General features: G+C 41.1%; 15 protein-coding genes. 9 read left to right on the forward strand and 6 right to left on the reverse strand.

Annotated elements, in window-relative coordinates:
* Positions 1–125 precede the first annotated feature (125 nt).
* The 3 genes from HQQ94_RS11910 to HQQ94_RS11920 all read left to right on the forward strand — a co-directional run bounded on the left by HQQ94_RS11910 (position 126) and on the right by HQQ94_RS11920 (position 3988).
* Entirely contained in the window at positions 126–1136 is a 1011-nt protein-coding gene (locus HQQ94_RS11910; RefSeq protein ID WP_173294629.1) for an acyltransferase, read from the forward strand.
* A 201-nt stretch (positions 1137–1337) separates the two neighbouring features.
* The gene (locus tag HQQ94_RS11915; protein ID WP_173294630.1) at positions 1338–2408 is read left to right on the forward strand and encodes a DUF3541 domain-containing protein; all 1071 of its coding nucleotides are present in this window, start codon (positions 1338–1340) and stop codon (positions 2406–2408) included.
* A gap of 44 nt (positions 2409–2452) precedes the next feature.
* On the forward strand, positions 2453–3988 hold the full coding sequence (locus HQQ94_RS11920) for a M14 family zinc carboxypeptidase (RefSeq protein WP_173294631.1): 1536 nt from the start codon (positions 2453–2455) through the stop codon (positions 3986–3988).
* Between the two features lie 46 nt (positions 3989–4034).
* Here HQQ94_RS11920 and HQQ94_RS11925 read toward each other — a convergent pair whose 3' ends face one another.
* The 6 genes from HQQ94_RS11925 to cmoA form a co-directional block, all read right to left on the reverse strand.
* Positions 4035–5747 (reverse strand): M2 family metallopeptidase, encoded by a 1713-nt coding sequence (locus HQQ94_RS11925; protein WP_173294632.1) that lies wholly within the window; start codon positions 5745–5747, stop codon positions 4035–4037.
* Positions 5710–6672 (reverse strand): alpha-L-glutamate ligase-like protein, encoded by a 963-nt coding sequence (locus HQQ94_RS11930; RefSeq protein WP_173294633.1) that lies wholly within the window; start codon positions 6670–6672, stop codon positions 5710–5712. Before HQQ94_RS11930 ends, HQQ94_RS11925 begins: the two co-directional genes overlap by 38 nt.
* A gap of 2 nt (positions 6673–6674) precedes the next feature.
* Positions 6675–8183 (reverse strand): inactive transglutaminase family protein, encoded by a 1509-nt coding sequence (locus HQQ94_RS11935; RefSeq protein WP_173294634.1) that lies wholly within the window; start codon positions 8181–8183, stop codon positions 6675–6677.
* A gap of 11 nt (positions 8184–8194) precedes the next feature.
* On the reverse strand, positions 8195–8932 hold the full coding sequence (locus HQQ94_RS11940) for a RimK/LysX family protein (protein WP_173294635.1): 738 nt from the start codon (positions 8930–8932) through the stop codon (positions 8195–8197).
* A gap of 101 nt (positions 8933–9033) precedes the next feature.
* On the reverse strand, positions 9034–10026 hold the full coding sequence (gene cmoB, locus HQQ94_RS11945; protein ID WP_173294636.1) for a tRNA 5-methoxyuridine(34)/uridine 5-oxyacetic acid(34) synthase CmoB: 993 nt from the start codon (positions 10024–10026) through the stop codon (positions 9034–9036).
* 76 nt (positions 10027–10102) lie between these two features.
* On the reverse strand, positions 10103–10834 hold the full coding sequence (gene cmoA / locus HQQ94_RS11950) for a carboxy-S-adenosyl-L-methionine synthase CmoA (protein ID WP_173294637.1): 732 nt from the start codon (positions 10832–10834) through the stop codon (positions 10103–10105).
* 149 nt (positions 10835–10983) lie between these two features.
* On the opposite strand from cmoA, the gene HQQ94_RS11955 reads away from it, so the two are divergent.
* The 6 genes from HQQ94_RS11955 (at position 10984) to ruvB (ending at position 18084) form a co-directional block, all read left to right on the forward strand.
* Entirely contained in the window at positions 10984–13119 is a 2136-nt protein-coding gene (locus HQQ94_RS11955; RefSeq protein ID WP_173294638.1) for a GGDEF domain-containing protein, read from the forward strand.
* A gap of 173 nt (positions 13120–13292) precedes the next feature.
* Positions 13293–15071 carry an aspartate--tRNA ligase gene (gene aspS, locus HQQ94_RS11960; protein ID WP_173294639.1) on the forward strand — a complete coding sequence of 593 codons (1779 nt, stop codon included), beginning with the start codon at positions 13293–13295 and terminating at the stop codon, positions 15069–15071.
* Between the two features lie 89 nt (positions 15072–15160).
* Positions 15161–15907 (forward strand): YebC/PmpR family DNA-binding transcriptional regulator, encoded by a 747-nt coding sequence (locus tag HQQ94_RS11965; protein ID WP_173294640.1) that lies wholly within the window; start codon positions 15161–15163, stop codon positions 15905–15907.
* A gap of 3 nt (positions 15908–15910) precedes the next feature.
* Positions 15911–16432 carry a crossover junction endodeoxyribonuclease RuvC gene (gene ruvC / locus HQQ94_RS11970; RefSeq protein WP_173294641.1) on the forward strand — a complete coding sequence of 174 codons (522 nt, stop codon included), beginning with the start codon at positions 15911–15913 and terminating at the stop codon, positions 16430–16432.
* Positions 16429–17046, forward strand: a complete 618-nt coding sequence (gene ruvA, locus HQQ94_RS11975; protein WP_173294642.1) for a Holliday junction branch migration protein RuvA — start codon at positions 16429–16431, stop codon at positions 17044–17046. Before ruvC ends, ruvA begins: the two co-directional genes overlap by 4 nt.
* Before the next feature lie 18 nt (positions 17047–17064).
* On the forward strand, positions 17065–18084 hold the full coding sequence (gene ruvB / locus HQQ94_RS11980; RefSeq protein WP_173294643.1) for a Holliday junction branch migration DNA helicase RuvB: 1020 nt from the start codon (positions 17065–17067) through the stop codon (positions 18082–18084).
* The last annotated feature ends 498 nt before the right edge of the window (positions 18085–18582 follow it).

An 18582-nucleotide genomic window follows, 5' to 3' on the forward strand; every position in this document is an offset into this window, starting at 1 on the left:
TCAGTTGTATAATATAAATTAATCATTAAAAAGATTAAAAATGAGAAATAGCATTTGTTGCTGTAAGCTCACAATACATTTCACTTAAATGAAGTGAATACACAAAAATACCATAGGAAACGGTTATGGGAAGAGTCTTCTTTTTTGATTTACTGCGATGTGTTGCTGCGGTTGCTGTGATTGCGATTCATGTTATAGCGCCTTATCGGGAGGAGTTGAATAGCATTCCTTTTGATCAATGGGCAACGGCGGTGTCAGTGAATAGTTTAAGTCGCTGGGCAGTCCCGATATTTATTATGATCACTGGCGCGTTAATGTTGAGTGACAAAAGAGAGTTCGATGGGCCTTACTATGTGAAAAAACGCCTAGGTAAGGTCTTGATACCTTTTCTTTTTTGGTCTGTTTTTTATGCAATTTTTTCTGGGTTAACAGCTCAAGGTTATGATGCAGACTCTGCAAAAAAGGTCTTGTTTGATTTGCCTTTTGAATATACATATTATCACCTTGGTTTCTTTTATTACTTCATTCCTCTGTATTTTGTTATTCCTTTTTTACGTGTAATGGTACAAAAATTAGATAATATAGCTCTTTTTACTATTATCGCTATTTGGTTATTGACGACATATTGCTACTTGATTAAATATGACGGTATATGGAGTACTGAAATCTGGCTCTACAGTGGCTATTTACTATTAGGTTACGCCTTATATCAAAGAGTTAAATTGACTAAAATGAATACAATAATAGCACTTATTATTGGTTTGAGCGCATTGGGCACAACGGTCTATATGATTATTAGTCAAAGTGTTATGTTAGGGGAGTATACTTTTGGTCGATGGCTTTCTTATAAAACCATTAATACAGTTGCTGCTGCAGGAATGCTCTTTTTTGTATTTCGCCATGCAGATGCATTACTACCTGAAAAATCACAGGCGATAATTAGTTTTATTAGTAAATACAGTTTAGGTATCTATTTACTACACCCTATTTTTCTCTGGCCAATGAAAAATTATGCTTGGCATACAGGACACCCTATCTGGGTGATCCCTTTATGGATTTTTATCAGTGGTACTGGTGCATTATTACTGAGCTGGCTGTTATCCAAGTCCCCAAAAACAGCGTGGTTAGTTCCTTAGCTCTCAATTCAGATAAGGTGAGTATTAACAGGCTTGTTGTTTAAGCCTGTTATCGTCTGAGACCCTGTCAATCGTTTGCTTAACGAATAAAAATATTAGTGCCCATACATCATTTATTTTGCCTCTTTCAACACGAAATATAGGTAATATTAGGTTAGTTTTGATTGCTAGTTGCCATCAAACTTATTCATAGGATTTAACATGAAAATGTACCTCGCCGGTTTATGCTTACTTATCAGTATCCATTTATGTGCTTATGCCGATGAGGCGAATAGGAAAAATCTGAAGGCTGGTGCCGATCTGATTAAGCAAACCTATGAAGAGCAGCTCTATACCTTACCGGCATTTAAAATGGGTCATTATGGGCTACGTATGTATCGGCAAACTCAGGAAGATAAATATACATCAGCTATTTGGCTTGATATGGCAAGGTTGACAAGCCTATTAAATCGGTTTGCTATGGAGGTATATACCTCTGAACAGATCCGTGACTATGTTAAAATTAGTAGTGAAAACTATACAGATACAGATCCAGTTAGAGGAGCACTCAGACGTAAAAGCTTGCAAAAAATGCCTGAGTATTTATATCTCATGTACTTACTTGGGTCCATGAGTAGGGCGGATGAATATGGTTTAAAACACAGGGAAGATGCTAAGTTACGAGAGGTCATAAAACGCTATGATTTTACCAAATATGCGAGTGATCCGGACATGATCCGAGCTTGGGCGGCTCAACTTGCCAATCAAGTTTATTGGTTACGTCAATTGGGTGAGCAAGACGTGGTTGAATCTTTTATTAATACTTTCAAGGCGACTTACCCTGATAGCCAAGATGATCAATTGACGGAACAAGAGTTTGCCAACAAAATATATGGCTTAACGCATCTTATTTTTGCTGCTTCTGAATATTACCAACGTCCTATTAATGAACAGGATTTTCAATGGATCTACGATTATTTCCGTAACAATATTGACAAAATTATAGCAAGAAGTAAAGAAGATGTGATCACTGAAACAGCGATTAGTTTTTTACTTGCAGGTAAAGAAACCGATCCCGTAGTCAGTAAGGTGAGAGTACATATCTTAAACGCGATAGATAAAGAACAAGGCATGATCCCCTCGAGAGATGGTCGTTTCAGTTTTTCTTATGGCGAACACAGAAACGTGTTGGCTGTGATGTTGTTAGATTGGCGTGGTGTTAATACAGGCCCTAATATTCAGCTGCAACCAAACATGTTCCGCAGTCTACCTTACGGCTTAGTGACCAAGTAATAGACTATTTTGACTATCACTCATAATAAGGATTCTAGGCCTTTATGTTTAAAAACAAGAATAAGATAATTTACCCTCATGTTAAGTCATATAAACTATTGGCTTTGGCGAGTTTGTTCATTATTGTTATGCCGTTCCAGGCCCTGCTTTCAGAAAGAGTCAACCAGACTCACACTCAAATGGTAGCGGAAGCCGGATACTCAGCACAAGAATTTAACCACAAATTACAAGCTTTAGTTGCTCAAAATACAGAAATGAGCCTTAAGCAAGTGGGGGAATCATTTGATCACCAGCCTATTTACCAAGTGTCTCTGGGTGATCAGATGATAAATAATAAGCTCAAAGTGATGGTTGTGTCAGGTCAGCATGGTAATGAAGCATCTGGCCCTTTAGGGGTATTGGCATTTTTAGAGCAAGTAAATGCAGGACAATATAAACATTTGTTGGCAAATTTGGATATTAATATTTTACCCATGGTTAATCCCGATGGTTGGGATCTAGGTACCCGTAATAATAAACAAGGCCGCAATATTAATGCAGATTATGTTGCCATGGAAAGCCCTGAATCTAGGATTGTCGCTAAAGTATTGAGTGATTATGCTCCCAATGTGCTGTTGGATATGCACGAGTCTCCGATCTATAAGTCAACGTTGGCTGGGAAGCAGGGATACTTGACTGATGTTGAAAGTCAGTTCGAAATAGCCAATAACTTAAATGTTCCAGAACACATTCGTCAATATGCCGAAAATAATTTTTTGCCTCAACTTATTGATATGGTGATCAGCCAAGGACAGGGGGCACAGCGCTACCAAGGTGCTATTGTGAAACTAAATCAACCACTGACGGAAGCAAGAGCCAGCCTGACAAGCTTAAGGAATTATGCTGCTTTTTATGGCACTTTGTCGGTATTATTGGAAAATCGATTAGATTATCCAGGCTGGCAGTATCAGACACCGGGTAATTTGGGTGCTAGAACAGCAAAACAGTGTTTAGGATTAGTCAGTTTATTAGCACTTGCTAACAGAAATAAAGCCGAATTAATGACACTACTGACTTTGCCGACTGCTGGCGATCGCAATATGGTGGCAGATACTCACTATCAAAGCGATCCGACTAAGTTGTTCAAATCAATTTCCCTTATTGTGTTGGCTACCGGTAAAAAAGAGGTACATCAATTTCCTTATCTGAGTGATGTTAACGTCATCAAGCAGTATGTGAAACCTCAGTCATACGCTATTACCCAACATCAACAAGCGATGGCTCAATGGCTTAGTGACCAAAATGTCAAATACAGTACCGTGCAGAAAAGATCTCAACAGTCTGCCATTAAGCTGGTGTTAAAAAGTAGAGCGAGTGTCAAGGAGCAGGGCATTGGTACTCGAAGTAAAGAAGTACTGATGTTCGAAGAAAAGCATGAAGCTTTGCAACTTAAACAAGGAGATTTACTTGTTTCTACGTCTCAACCTTTGGGAGACTTGGCTTCTTTGTTGTTAGATGCTCGCTCATCTTACGGCCTGTACCAAAACAACATATGGCCGCTAACGCTTCACGAGCAAACTTTTATTGTTCCTTTGATGTAGTGTTATTCGAATAAGGCTTGATCACCTCAGGCCTCTTTTACGTACTCTAAAGATGGCAAGATAAAATAGGCTGCTCTTCAACATTGGATGCATTTTTTATTCTGTTAATGAGTGAAGCGGGATCGATAGGCTGCCCTAACAAATGGATTAACCTTTGTGTTAAGTTAAGTGAATCTTCATTAATGAGTAACAGTTCAAATACTTTCTGTTGATGTTGGCAGCCTTGAGTATTGAGGTAAATTAACTTAGCTAATTCATGTTGCCAAAGCTGCTGATAATAGAGTGGACCAAGATCGGTTATGGAGAGAAAGCTATAAGGGAAATCTTCTGGCTTATTCCAAGTCTGACCGAATGCTTTCGCAAATTCTATTGAGAGGTGAGTGTCCGTTGTAGAGCCACCATGGCGATAAAAATCTAATGCAACTTTAGCCCGAAAGACTTTCAGCTGGGTTGAATATGTGGCTATGATATCCTCTTGGCTCTTTAATTGTTTGGGTTCTAGGATGTTTTGAGACAAATAATGTTCCAACCAAAACTGGCCCAATAGTGAGGTATCAGATGTATCACCCAAAACATTAACGAGATAGTAATGATGACTGGCAGACAATTGGAATAGCGCCGTGGCCATCGCTGATATTAACGCCTCTTTATCTCGATAGTTGTTGAGCTGAGTTTTAGTATTTAATTGCACTTGGCCAAATTGTAATCCTTGAATTGGCGTTCTTAATCTTTTTGCTTGTGAATGTTGATTATCATTGAAATAGATCTCTCCTAACAGTCTGCCATTAAACCAGACTCGGTGGATATGTTCTGTGACAATATCAAATGTGAAGCCTAACGTATTGGCTCTGGCATAAAGAAGCTGAATAAAAGCAACCGAAGTGAGTGTAGTAACTGGTGTTTTATTACTTGTTGCTAGTACAGAGCCTATTTCCCATGGTGGTATATTAATCGCGTTTGTTTCAATATTGAGAAATGATGATACCAGCTCAGGTGATGAAAGAAATTGTTTAGCTAACATAAAACTGCTGTGATCGGCGAAGCCCTCTTGATGGGCTTTTTTCTGTCTTAGGCTTGCTATGCGGGTTAATGCAGGGGTATTTTTTTTTCTTGCTCGTCCTTGATAAGCTTGCCAAACTATTTTTTTACAATTTTTGTCTTGCTGTTTTATTAAATAAGAGGCAATGGAGAAATCAACATTTTTTTGTTTTTTTTCATTAGGCAGTAAGCAATCTGTACCAGTAAATTCAAAAATTAAGTCTGTATTTCGTAATCCATGTTTAACACTGGCTTGAGCGGTGTAAAGCTGAGACTTATCGGTTTGGCTAGTTTCATCTATGATTAATTGGTTTATCCTCATTCCCAATTGTGTTAATTCAGCCGCTTCACTTTGTCGTAGAGCTGACGTTAACTCATGGATCTGAGTTGAATTAAGTATTTCACTCATCATATCAGAAAGCCGAAGTTGACAGCGCAGTATCCCCTCTAAATGTGAGGGTGATAATGGAAAGCTTTTGTAAAATGTTAGACGGTCTTTAATATTAAATAACCCGAGCAAAGACTTTTCTACTCGGTAACTTGAACCCACCAGATCATGCATGTCATTAGTAGCGTCATGCGTTTGATTCAAGGTTTCAACAGGCGAGGCGAGCTGTAGACATTGATTGATGAGTAAAGGAAGAGGAGATGTGGCGGCTTGGGCCGCCACATTGACACTAAAATTACAGCTTATCGCTATGACAAAAATGCTTTTTAGCATATTCAACACGTTCACTCACTGTCATATTATGGTTGCCTAATGAATCAACATGATCTAAATAAGGTAAAATCCCTCGTCCATTCGCGATTTGGATGGCCAATCCAGGTCTAGCATTGAGTTCGAGTAGCAAAGGGCCTTTAACTTTATCTAGTACCATATCGGTACCGAGATACCCCATTTCACTCATTTCATAAGCTTTTGATGCAGTATTCAATAAAAAGTCCCAATGAGGTACCTCGATATCAGTGAGTTTCTTATTGGTATCAGGATGCACATCGATTGGCGTATCAAATTGTACTGCGTGTAAGCCTTTTCCAGTACCAATATCGACACCAACGCCGACAGCACCTTGGTGTAAATTAGCTTTACCATCAGAAGCTGCGGTTGACAATCTTAGCATGCCCATGACAGGAAAGCCTTTATAGACGATCAAGCGAATATCAGGCACGCCTTCGTAGGAATAACCATCAAATACAGGGTCGAACTGAATCAGCCCCTCAACGATGGCGACATCAGGAGATCCACCCAAAGAAAAGAGACCACTTAATATATTTGAGACATGTCGATAGATCTCACTGTGGCTAACTTCTTGACCATTGGGTTTAAAGTAACGACCAGCTTCGACCTTGGTTATCACCAAAATGCCTTTACCACCCGATCCTTTAGAAGGTTTGATCACAAACCCGTCTTCTTCGTTGACCATTGCGGGGATGGCTTCTATTTCATGTTGTTCACGTACAACACCAATAAGTGCAGGTACGGCAATATCATTGTCAATAGCGAGCTGTTTCGTGGTGAGTTTATCATCGACTCTTTTATAAAATTTACGCGGATTATAGCGGCCGATATAATCAATATTGCGTTTATTCATGCCTAATACGCCACTTTTTCGCAATAATGAGGGGTTGGCAAATTCCAGTCTCATGACTATTCTCCAGCCAGTGGCTTAAAGCGTCTAAGTTCGAGTAAACGGTAACCTGTATATTGGCCCATTAATAACACTGCAGCTAATATGACTAAGTGAATACCGAGGAAATTAAATACCCAATGTTGTATCCAAGTTGCGCTCATGGCTAAATAAGCCAGTGTTGCGACCAATAAACTACCTCCACCTTGCAAGACGACTTCTTTAGGCCCTTCTTCTTCCCATAAAATGGACATTCTTTCAATCGTCCAAGCTAAAATAATCATAGGGAAGAACGTAATCGTTAAGCCTTCACTTAATCCAAACTTGTAGGAAAGAAGGGTAAATAGCCCAATAATACCTATAACGACAATGATCACTGCCGATATTCGTGAAATTAAGAGTAAATTTAGCTGTGATAAGTAGGATCGTATCATTAAGCCACAGGCTACGATCAGAATAAAGCCAATTAACCCTGTCACGAGTGTTGTTTGTATAAATGATAGTGCGATAAGCACTGGCATAAACGTACCAGAGGTTTTCAGCCCTACAATCACGCGTAAAAAAACAACCATAAGTACGCCGATAGGGATCAGTAAAATGCCTTTAAACAGACTTTGTTCCTCTAAGGGTAATTGATATAAGGAGAAGTCAAATGTGCCCTTACTTTTCATCACATCTATGGAGGTGGCTAATGCTGAACGTGTGTCTTGGAGCATTGAAAAATTCACTTTAGAATTGACGCCACCAGTCACATCTAACGTTGACTTACCTGAACGATCCCAAAGGAGGACATTGTCACTTCTTCCCTGCGTGCCGTCTGCCGGATTAAATAATAGCCACTCACCCTCATTATAGACTTCAACAAAATTGGTTAATTGCTGTCTTCTACGTTGATCTTCAAGAAATAACCCACTGACTTCCTGCGCTGGGATCCCTTTATTATGCAGCATATGTAAAAAGAGCTTAGTTGGACTGTTACTACTGAGTAGCAACTCAACATTTTGACTTCTTTCGGTGGCATTTAATGCCTTATTGAGCTGTTGGGCAAAAGTTAAGTTAGTTGCGCTCATTCCCCATACTTTATCAATAACCTGTTTAGCGGCATCTTTTTCAGTGGCAGGCCATACGTAGGGCTGAGGTGTTACCGGTTCTTCCAGTGCGTTAATCTTGGTGATGCCTGTCGGGATTAAGGTCACTTTATAATACAGGTTTTGTAAACCATTTGCGGCACGTACTGACCATAAAACACGATGATCTAAAGGATTATCTTTGTTAATGGTAAGACCGTAACCGGGTGAAGAAGCATTTTCAACTAAGACTTCAAACGCAGGATCATGAGGCAGTGCAAATGATACTTCTGCTGGTTCTCCAGTGCCTTGGAAGCTGACTTTAGCATCAACGGCCCAGCTCTGGATCTGTTCACCGGGCAAGAAAGGGACATTGTGCTCAATACCACGAAACACACTCGCGGTGATCCCTGAAATAAAGAGCAGAATAACAAGAATATAAAAGGGTTTTTTAGAATGCATGTAGAAAGTTCCTATTTATCAGAGACTGGCGCAGGCGCAGGCTTCTTTTTACCATGTATATAAGTTTGCCCGACGTCGACAACGGCAATATCTTGCATAAATTTACGCCCAAGTAAAAGTGGGAAATCTAAATGGCTGCGATCAACCAGGTTAAGATCCGTTTCTGCTGTGTACTTACCTATTTGTAGATGTGCATGAATCACTGGACGACGATCTGCTTGGCTATCCGCATCTTGTTTGATACGGATGAATCGCTCGACTTTAGATTCGAAGGTTTGCGCAGGCGCTTTTTCACCTAAAGTGAATACGTCATACCTGACCCATTGTTTGCCATCACGTTCGAAGAGAATAATATTACGTGCATCTAATGACGATGATTCAGCACCAGTATCAATGCGGGTGTTAAAGTTGGCTTTGACTTCTTCGACAAAGACTTTTTCGACCGAGCCGAGGATAAATTTGCCTCCAAGAGGTGATGCAGGGCAATCCGGTACGACGGGAACGATTTGTTTTTCAGGTGCTAACTTTTGTTCTAACGCCGTTATTTGCTTTGATAAACTTGTAATAGCGAGTGACTGCGACTTTTTGCTTTCATCCATTGCTTGCATCAAATCAGTTTGCTGTTGTGCGAGACTTGATTCTAGAACAGTCACGCTGACTGTTTTGGTCAAATTTGCGCTTTCCTGAGTTGTCGTTGCACATCCTGCTAAGCCAGCCGCGACTGTAATACAGATTATCTGTTTAAACATAGTGCTTCCCATTGACTAATGTATTTATGATTTAAAATATTAATGTATCTTTTATGTTCTATCGACTTTCTTATCATGAAAATAGAAAATGAATTTAAAGGTTACATTAAATCCTTATTTGGTTGATTTTTGGTTGCGATAAACGTTGCACGTTTAGGCGCAGGATACCCTTCTACTGTCAGGTTTATGTCATTCGGTTCGAGATAGTCAACGAGCGATTCATTTGGCATCCAATCAGTACTTCTTTGTTCTGCTAATGAAGTGACATCAATGTCGACACATCTAATATTGATAAAATCCGCTTTTTTTAACCAACTTGCTAAAGCGGCAACGGAAGGAAGAAACCATACATTATTCATCTTGCCATATCTATCTTCCGGAACCAAAACAGTATTTTCATCACCATCAACCACTAATGTTTCTAATACTAGTTCACCACCTATTCGCAATTGATCTTTAAGTTGTAACAAATGATCAATAGGTGAACGTCTATGATACAAGACGCCCATAGAGAAAACGGTGTCAAATGCATCCAAAGGGGGCAGTTCTTCTATGCCTAAGGGTAAGAGATGAATAGGCAAATGTTCGCCTGCGAGGCGTTTTATCGCTTCAAACTGGCAAAGAAATAAGGTTGATGGGTCTATTCCGACAACATGGTTAGCTCCTTCGCCTAACATGCGCCACATGTGATAACCGCTGCCACAGCCAACGTCTAATATTGTGCGCTTGTTTAGTGCGGAAAGGTGAGGCAAGATACGTTCCCATTTCCAGTCAGAACGCCATTCGGTGTCAATGTTTATTCCATGCACCGAGAAGGGCCCCTTACGCCAAGGCTTAAATATCTGCAGTAAATTGGTTAATTTCTCTTGCTCTCCATCGGTAAGTTGCTTACCACTGCCAATGGTCACTGAGTGTTTAAGCGCTAATGTGTCAGGAAGCGGATAGTGTAACTTGTTCAGTACTTTTTCCCATTTAGGGAGCGTTCCGTGTTTATGCTCACGTTGCCACTGCCCTAAAATAGCGGGTAGAGTTTCTAACCAATGTTGAAGGCTAGAATCTGCTATTTTTTTATAAAATGAACTAAAACTGATCACTTAACTGTCCCTTCGAAAGATAAAAATTGAACGATAACATTGAAGTTGATTGCTTTAATTAATCGCGTTGAAAGGGTCATTTAATCGCAATCATAGAAGCAAAGTTGAAACATTGAAACCAAGGGTTGAAATGGACAAATCCTTGTGCTTTTAATCGTATTTCATGTTGCTTCAAGGTGTCTGGTTTCATGACATTTTCGAGTGAACTACGTTTTTGACTTATTTCTAATTCACTGTAACCATTAGCTCTTTTAAAGTCTAGGTGAAGATCATCAAGCAGACTTTGGATTGAGTCATCTTCAAAATTTAATTTCTCAGATAAGACCAATATCCCTCCTGGTTTGAGACCTTTGTAAATTGTTTTCAGTAGCTTTTCTCGGTCTTTTGGGACCAGAAATTGTAGCGTAAAGTTAAGCACAACCATTGAGGCATTTTCAATGTGAATGTCACGTATGTCACTACAAACGAGATCGACAGGAGTGTCACTCACATATGCCCTCAAATTTTCTTGGCAGCGTTCAAGCATCGGTTGGCTGTTGTCTACCGCGATAATAGTACAGTTACGCGATCCTATGCTCCGACGGATACTCAATGTAGCAGCACCAAGCGAGCAGCCTAAATCATAAACATAACTGTCAGGAGTGACGTATTTATTGGCAAGTGCACCGAGGGTTGTTAATATTTGACCATAACCTGGAACTGATCGTCGGATCATGTCATTAAAAACACCAGCAACTTTATCATCGAACTGAAAATCGCCTACATTTTCAAATTCTTGTGAGTATATTTTATCTTGAGAAGTGTTCATTTCATTTTAATGTGTAAATTCAAGGTGCGATTGTATCGAATCATAGTTGTTTTCAGCAAGTCTAGTACTGATATTTATGATAAAGTTCTCTTTGAGTAACTAAATTAATACATTAATATTACAAGTCGATTACTGGTTAAGGGCTGAATTTGAAGTTATTTATACAATTTTTAAGTATTTTATCTTTCATTATGTTCACATCTCACCTCTTTGCTATTGATGTGTCTCCCTCTGAGAATGAATTTCCCCCGCTCGCTGTTGAAAAAACGGTAATGGTTGATCAACACACTGAGATCCGGATAGCCATCACAGCAAATATTGAACCATATGTAGGCACCGATGCAGAGGGAAAGCCTAATGGTTTGTTGATAGATATTTGGAATTTATGGTCTAAAAAAACAGGCACCCCAATTGTTTTTATCATTGGCGACTCAAATAGTTCTCTTGATTTTATACGTAAAGGAAAAGCTGATATACATATCGGTTACCCTGAAAGCCAGACGTTGAACAGCGGTTTAGTCAGAAGTCAGCGTATTTATCAAATAAAAAGCCGTTTATTTCATTTTGGTGAGCCGATTTCTTCACTTTCCAAGTTAACATCGATGCGAATTGGCGCAATTGCGACAGCACCTTACCTGGATAAAGTAAAACGGGTAGTACCAGATGCAGAGTTAAAATTGTATGGCTCAGTGGCAGCAATGATTGAAGCGGCCAAAGCAGGACACATCACAAGTTTTATTGCGGCTTCTGCATCAACACAACATTATTTGATTGAAAAAGAAGTGGTATCGGAGTTTTATCCTTTTATGGGATTAACGTTTATAACGGATTTATTTGTGTTATGCCCTGATGAAAACGATGAATTATCAATACGAATAAAAGAGGGGTTTACATTAATAACAGAAGAAGAGTTGACGGCAATTGAGCAAAAATGGGTAGTGGATGCAAACAATTGGACATTGACCAATAACATGAGGACGATAGAGATATCTGCGCAAGAATATACTTTTCTAAATGCCTTACCCCCTTTAAAAGTGGGATATGTTAACAACAAGCAATCAACGAAACTCATTGATGATAAAGGTCATGTTCTGGAAGGAGACAGTGAGGTTTTACAACACATACAAGATCAATTAGGCATCAACACAGAAGTGGTAGAGTATCAGCAATTGTCTGTTTTAATGGCGGATCTCAGTGATGGGAAGATCGCGCTTGCCGTTGACTTGACTCACATTGCTGAAAGTTCAACAAATCTGCTTTTTAGCGACGCTTATTGGCCCTCGCCTTGGGCGGTTGTGACGCCTATCGAACGTGAACCAGTGGCTAAAATTGAACAACTCACCGGACAGCGAGTTGCCATTGTTGACAACGACCTGTGGCTCATTGAGTTCCTGAAAACGCAATACGATATAAGGTTGACGGTCGTTGCTGATACACACGCTGGGGTTAAAGCTGTATCTGATGATGCAGTGGATGCTTTCATTGGCAAAGCGGCTGATATGCCTGCCGACCTATCACAGATCACTTTACTGGCCGATGTTCATGGGTTAAAAAGTTACGTTGGAGTCCACTCGGATAAAGCCAGATTAGTTCCGTTAATCAATAAAATATTAAGCGATGTAAAACAAAAGACTCGACAAGAGATCTATCGCTATGGCATGTCTGCCAATAAGCAAAAAAAACCAAGCGGGTTTATGATGCTGGTAGGCCTATTGGTCGTTTTATTTGCCACCTTTTTTCTGTTATCTCGGGAATTCATAAAGCGAAAACAATTGGAAAGTAAATTTCAGCAACTCAGCAATTATGATACCTTAACGTCATTACCTAATCGTTCATTGTTGGATGATAGGCTAGAGCAGGCTGTTTTATGTCATTGCCGAGAACTTGCTTCGTTTGCAGTACTGTTCATTGAGTTTGGAGGGATGAAATCCATTCACACGAATTTGGGGCACAAGGCGGGAGATGAGCTGATTAAAACCTTGTCTGATATATTGCGCCATTCTGTGAGACGCTCAGATACCGTTGCGCGATTTTCAAGTAATGAATTTGTTGTTATCTTGAATCGTACCAAAGACTTAGATATTGTGTGTCAGGTCGCTGAGACGATAATAAGCCATTTATCAGAAGAGGTTGCAGTGGAAAAAAATACCGTTAAGGTTGCTATCAGTATTGGGATGGCCATGTACCCAGCTGACGGTGATATTGCGGTGGAGTTGTTGAGAACGGCTGACGAATTGATGTTTAGAGCAAAAGAATCAGGTGGAAACTGTTATAAATCAAGATAGTAAGTTATTTTTTTCTGTATATCTAATACAGGTTTAGTCAATGAATTGAGTGATACTTCACCGACTGGCGGTGAAGTTGTTTTTTAATCGGTAATATTTAACTATAATGCCGCTTTTGTGTTGTTTGGAATATTCTTCAGCCATATAAGGGTTGCGGATAAGGAAAAAGTGAGATGCGCAGTCAATATTGTGGAGACGTTAATAAGTCTCACGTTGGACAAGAAGTAACCTTAGTTGGTTGGGTAAATCGTGCTCGTGATCTAGGCGGTGTTGTTTTTCTTGATCTTAGAGATAGAGAAGGCATAGTTCAGGTTGTTTATGATCCTGATTTAGCAGAGGTGTTCGATGTGGCGAGTACGCTGCGCAGTGAATTTTGTGTCCAGATCACCGGACTTGTGCGTGCCCGCCCTGATAGCCAAATAAATCAGGATATGCGCACTGGCGAGATTGAAATCTTAGGCAAGGGGCTTACAGTATTAAACAGTGCTGCTCCGTTACCGATTAACATGGATAAGAATCAGCATAATACCGAAGAGCAAAGATTAAAGTATCGTTATTTAGATCTTCGACGTCCAGAGATGGCCGATCGTATTGTGTTTCGTTCAAAAGTCACCAGTGCCGTACGTCGTTTCCTCGATGACAGTGGTTTTTTAGACATCGAGACCCCCATTTTAACCAAAGCAACGCCAGAAGGGGCACGTGATTATTTAGTCCCAAGTCGTACTTATAAAGGTCAATTCTTCGCTCTGCCTCAATCTCCTCAATTGTTTAAACAGCTACTGATGATGTCAGGCTTTGACCGTTATTACCAAATCGTTAAGTGTTTTCGTGATGAAGATTTACGTGCTGATCGTCAGCCAGAATTTACCCAGATAGATATTGAAACTTCATTCATGACATCAGATCAAGTGATGATGAAAACCGAAGAGATGGTACGTGGTCTGTTTAACGATCTATTAAATGTTGATTTGGGTGAATTTCCTAAGATGACATTTGCTGAAGCCATGCGTCGATTTGGCTCTGATAAGCCAGACTTACGTAACCCGCTTGAGTTGATTGATGTTGCCGATCTCGTTAAAGATGTTGAGTTTGCCGTTTTCAATGGTCCTGCCAATGATCCTGAAGGGCGCGTTGCTGTACTGTGTGTTCCCGGCGGTGTGAAGCTATCTCGTAAGCAGTTAGATGAATACGGGAAATATGCAACTATCTACGGTGCTAAAGGGTTAGCCTGGATGAAAGTGAACGATCTTGAAAAAGGTCTTGAAGGCATTCAATCTCCAGTGCTTAAATTTTTGAGTGAAGAGGTGGTTAATCAGTTACTGGCGCGTACGAACGCTAAGACCGGTGATCTGATCTTATTTGGCGCAGATAAAGCCAACATTGTTGCTGAAGCCATGGGTGCATTACGTTTGAAAGCGGGAGAAGATTTTGACCTGCTTGAAGGGGAATGGAAACCATTATGGGTGGTGGATTTCCCCATGTTTGAACCAACCTCAGATGGGGGATTGCATGCCATGCATCATCCATTTACCGCACCGATGGGGATCACACCTGAGCAATTAGAAGCGAATCCTACAGCGGCTATCTCTGATGCTTACGATATGGTGCTCAATGGGTGTGAGTTAGGCGGTGGCTCTGTGCGTATCCATAACAGTGAGATGCAATCAGCTGTCTTTCGCATTTTAGGGATTGAAGAGGAAGAAGCGAATGAAAAATTTGGCTTCTTACTTGAAGCCTTACGTTATGGGACGCCGCCACATGCAGGTTTAGCTTTTGGTCTCGATCGTATTGTCATGTTAATGACGGGTGCCAGCTCTATTCGTGATGTAATGGCTTTCCCTAAAACGACGACAGCGGCATGCCCACTAACTAATGCGCCAGGTTTTGCTAATCCGGCTCAATTAGTTGAATTAGGGATCCAAGTTATCGACACTCAAGACGAGCTAGCGTAGTTTATTCGTTAACATAGCCGAGTTTATCTCGGCTTTTTTAATTGACTCTTTGGCAAGGTTATAGCGTCTAAACAGTGAAGGGATAAAAGATGGCAGGTCATAGTAAATGGGATAACATCAAACACCGTAAAGCGGCACAAGATGCAAAACGCGGTAAGCTTTTTACCAAATTTATTCGTGAATTGACGGTTGCTGCCCGTGAAGGCGGATCAGATGTTGATGCCAATCCGCGTCTTCGTGCCGCGATCGATAAAGCCCTATCAAATAATATGACGCGTGATACGGTTGAGCGTGCAATAAAACGCGGTGCCGGTGAGCTTGATGGTCAAATACTTGAAACCATCATGTATGAAGGTTATGGACCTGGCGGCACTGCGGTGTTAGTTGAAACCATGACAGATAATAAAAACCGCACAGTGTCAGGCGTGAGAAACGCGTTTAGTAAATCAGGGGGGAACTTAGGTACTGATGGTTCGGTGGCCTATCTTTTTGATAAGCGTGGTGTGATATCTTACGGTAAAGGTATTGATGACAATATCATTATGGATATCGCACTTGAAGCCGGGGCTGATGATGTGGTTATTCACCAAGACGGTACGATTGATGTATTGACCATGCCAGAGGATTTTGGGGTTGTTAAAGATGCGCTTGATGCTGCGGGGCTTGGCTCTGTTCACGCTGAAGTGACCATGATCCCATCTATTAAAGCAGCACTTGATGCCAATACAGCCCCTAAGTTTATGCGATTAATCGATAATCTCGAAGATCATGATGATGTTCAAGAAGTGTATCATAACGCAGATATTTGCGATGACGTCATGGCGTCGTTAGAGTAATACATGGCCATTATTCTTGGTATAGATCCAGGTTCTAGGATCACAGGTTATGGTGTGATCCAATGTCATGGCAGAAGCCAAATTTATTTAGGCAGTGGTTGTATTCGCACCGCTTCCGATAATTTTCCTTATCGACTAAAACAGATTTTTGATGGTGTTTCAGAAATTATCCGTCAATATCAACCTGATTGCTTTGCCATTGAACGAGTGTTCTTGGCAAAAAATGCCGATTCAGCGCTTAAATTAGGTCAAGCGCGAGGCGCCGCCATTGTTGCGGCAACGAATGCAGATCTGCCAGTTGACGAATATTCAGCAACTCAAATAAAAAGTGCGGTTGTAGGAACCGGTAAAGCGCAGAAATCTCAAGTTCAACATATGGTGCAACAGATCCTAAAACTCCCCGCCGCTCCCCAAGCTGATGCCGCCGATGCACTCGGTGTGGCTATCTGTCATTTTCATACCAGCCAAAGTCTGGTGGCGTTGGGGGGAAGAGCTAACGCAAGAACATACGGACGTTACAAATGATAGGTCGTTTACGAGGTGTGCTTGTCGAAAAACAAGCACCAGAAATATTGCTTGAAGTGGCCGGTTTAGGTTATGAAGTTCAGATGCCCTTAACCAGTTTTTATGAGCTTCCTGATTTACATCAAGAAGTGCAAATTTATACCCATTTTGTGGTGCGCGAAGATGCCCAGTTGCTTTATGGGTTTATCACCAAACAAGAGCGAGCATTATTTCGTTTATTGATTAAAACCAATGGGGTTGGCCCAAAACTTGGCCTCACCATATTATCAGGCATGACCGCCAGTGAATTTGTTGCCTGTGTTGAGCGTGATGATATTGCCACGTTAGTGAAGTTGCCAGGGGTTGGGAAAAAAACCGCAGAAAGATTACTGATTGAAATGCGAGATAAGCTTAAGAGCTTGATGGAAGCCTCTGCAGGCTCAGAACGTGAGTTTATGCTCAAGTCTAATTACACAGCAACACCTGTGGTTAATACGGCTGAAGAGGATGCGATTGCAGCCTTGTTATCATTAGGCTATAAACCTGCGCAAGCCAGTAAGGCGGTATCTGCCGCATATCAAGAGGGCATGAGCTCAGAGACCTTGATTAAATCGTCACTAAAATCAATGTTATAAATTTAAATTGAGAAACCCATGATAGAAGCAGATCGTTTAATCCATGCAGAGCCACAGGGTTTTGAAGCGCGTGATGAGCAAATTGATAGGGCCATGCGGCCTAAAACGCTCGATGAGTATACGGGCCAAGATGATACCCGTGCGCAGTTAAAGATTTTTATTCAAGCCGCTCAAAATCGTGGTGAAGCATTGGATCACATGCTGGTTTACGGTCCTCCAGGATTAGGTAAAACGACGTTAGCCATGATAGTGGCTAACGAGATGGGAGTGAACATCAAATCAACTTCGGGTCCAGTGCTTGAAAAAGCAGGCGACTTAGCGGCCCTGTTAACCAACCTCGAAGCGGGTGATGTGCTGTTTATTGACGAGATCCACCGCTTAAGTTCAGTCGTTGAGGAGATTTTATATCCCGCGATGGAAGATTACCAATTGGATATTATGATTGGTGAGGGGCCTGCTGCCCGCTCGATTAAATTGGATCTTCCTCCTTTCACACTCATTGGCGCCACCACTCGAGCTGGTGCCTTAACCTCACCCTTAAGAGCCCGATTTGGGATCCCATTACGATTAGAATTTTATAATATCAAAGATTTATGTTCTATTGTCACTCGTTCGGCAAATGTCCTAGACTTGCCTATCGATGAAGAGGGAGCGATTGAATTAGCCAAGCGTTCGCGCGGCACCCCTAGAATCGCCAATCGATTATTAAGACGTGTACGAGATTATGCTGAAGTGAAGCATGATGGTGCGATCAACAAAAAGGTGGCCGATCTTGCGCTTGATATGCTTGATGTAGACGCGGAAGGTTTTGATTATATGGACAGGAAATTACTGCTAGCCATTATTGATAAATTCATGGGAGGCCCGGTTGGGTTAGACAATCTGGCAGCGGCCATCGGTGAAGAGCGTGAAACCATTGAAGATGTTCTTGAACCCTTTTTAATCCAACAAGGCTTTATTCAGCGAACGCCAAGGGGACGGATTGCGACCCAACGGGCCTATCAGCATTTTTCCATTATCCAACCAGAGAAGTCGTGAGCTTTCGAATGAAAGCTGATGACATTTTTTGTTAGCTTTGGGGTGATGTGGTGTTAAATGGCATTGTTGAAGTTTGTATCTTAGATGTTATTTTTATACTTTCTTGTTCAAACTTCGTTTGAAATTAACGTCGTGGTATCCCATACCACACCGGGCAAAGAGGACTGCTCGTCCTCGTCCTCCTTGCATCCACCTATGACGCCCCAGCGAAGTTGTTTTCCTCCGTTTGCTCTTAAAATATCTAACAATTTCAATGGGGCATCCCAGCCCCTCGAAATCTAGTCTCACTTCCATGTGAGCCTTACGATATTTTCTGCGACTCACTGCGGCAACTTCCAATGGGGGAGTTTGCAGCCCGAACTTTCATTGGATACTCTCTGCCGCATTCGTACCCAATTTTTCAAGTAAGCGTGTTGCTTCGATTTGAGATTCTCTGTATTGCAAGAGACATCCGTTTTTGATCAATCTCAGTGTACGTATCCACGGTGTACAATGAAT

Source organism: Shewanella sp. VB17 (assembly GCF_013248905.1).
Classification (GTDB): domain Bacteria; phylum Pseudomonadota; class Gammaproteobacteria; order Enterobacterales; family Shewanellaceae; genus Shewanella.

Excerpts from the sequence above, each read along its gene's own strand:
- HQQ94_RS11935 (WP_173294634.1), bottom strand. The coding sequence starts at position 8,183 with ATGCATTCTAAAAAACCCTTTTATATTCTTGTTATTCTGCTCTTTATT.
- HQQ94_RS11940 (WP_173294635.1), bottom strand. The coding sequence starts at position 8,932 with ATGTTTAAACAGATAATCTGTATTACAGTCGCGGCTGGCTTAGCAGGA.
- HQQ94_RS11915 (WP_173294630.1), top strand. The coding sequence starts at position 1,338 with ATGAAAATGTACCTCGCCGGTTTATGCTTACTTATCAGTATCCATTTA.
- HQQ94_RS11965 (WP_173294640.1), top strand. The coding sequence starts at position 15,161 with ATGGCAGGTCATAGTAAATGGGATAACATCAAACACCGTAAAGCGGCA.
- HQQ94_RS11920 (WP_173294631.1), top strand. The coding sequence starts at position 2,453 with ATGTTTAAAAACAAGAATAAGATAATTTACCCTCATGTTAAGTCATAT.
- HQQ94_RS11925 (WP_173294632.1), bottom strand. The coding sequence starts at position 5,747 with ATGCTAAAAAGCATTTTTGTCATAGCGATAAGCTGTAATTTTAGTGTC.
- ruvC (WP_173294641.1), top strand. The coding sequence starts at position 15,911 with ATGGCCATTATTCTTGGTATAGATCCAGGTTCTAGGATCACAGGTTAT.
- cmoA (WP_173294637.1), bottom strand. The coding sequence starts at position 10,834 with ATGAACACTTCTCAAGATAAAATATACTCACAAGAATTTGAAAATGTA.
- HQQ94_RS11910 (WP_173294629.1), top strand. The coding sequence starts at position 126 with ATGGGAAGAGTCTTCTTTTTTGATTTACTGCGATGTGTTGCTGCGGTT.
- HQQ94_RS11930 (WP_173294633.1), bottom strand. The coding sequence starts at position 6,672 with ATGAGACTGGAATTTGCCAACCCCTCATTATTGCGAAAAAGTGGCGTA.
- aspS (WP_173294639.1), top strand. The coding sequence starts at position 13,293 with ATGCGCAGTCAATATTGTGGAGACGTTAATAAGTCTCACGTTGGACAA.
- ruvB (WP_173294643.1), top strand. The coding sequence starts at position 17,065 with ATGATAGAAGCAGATCGTTTAATCCATGCAGAGCCACAGGGTTTTGAA.
- ruvA (WP_173294642.1), top strand. The coding sequence starts at position 16,429 with ATGATAGGTCGTTTACGAGGTGTGCTTGTCGAAAAACAAGCACCAGAA.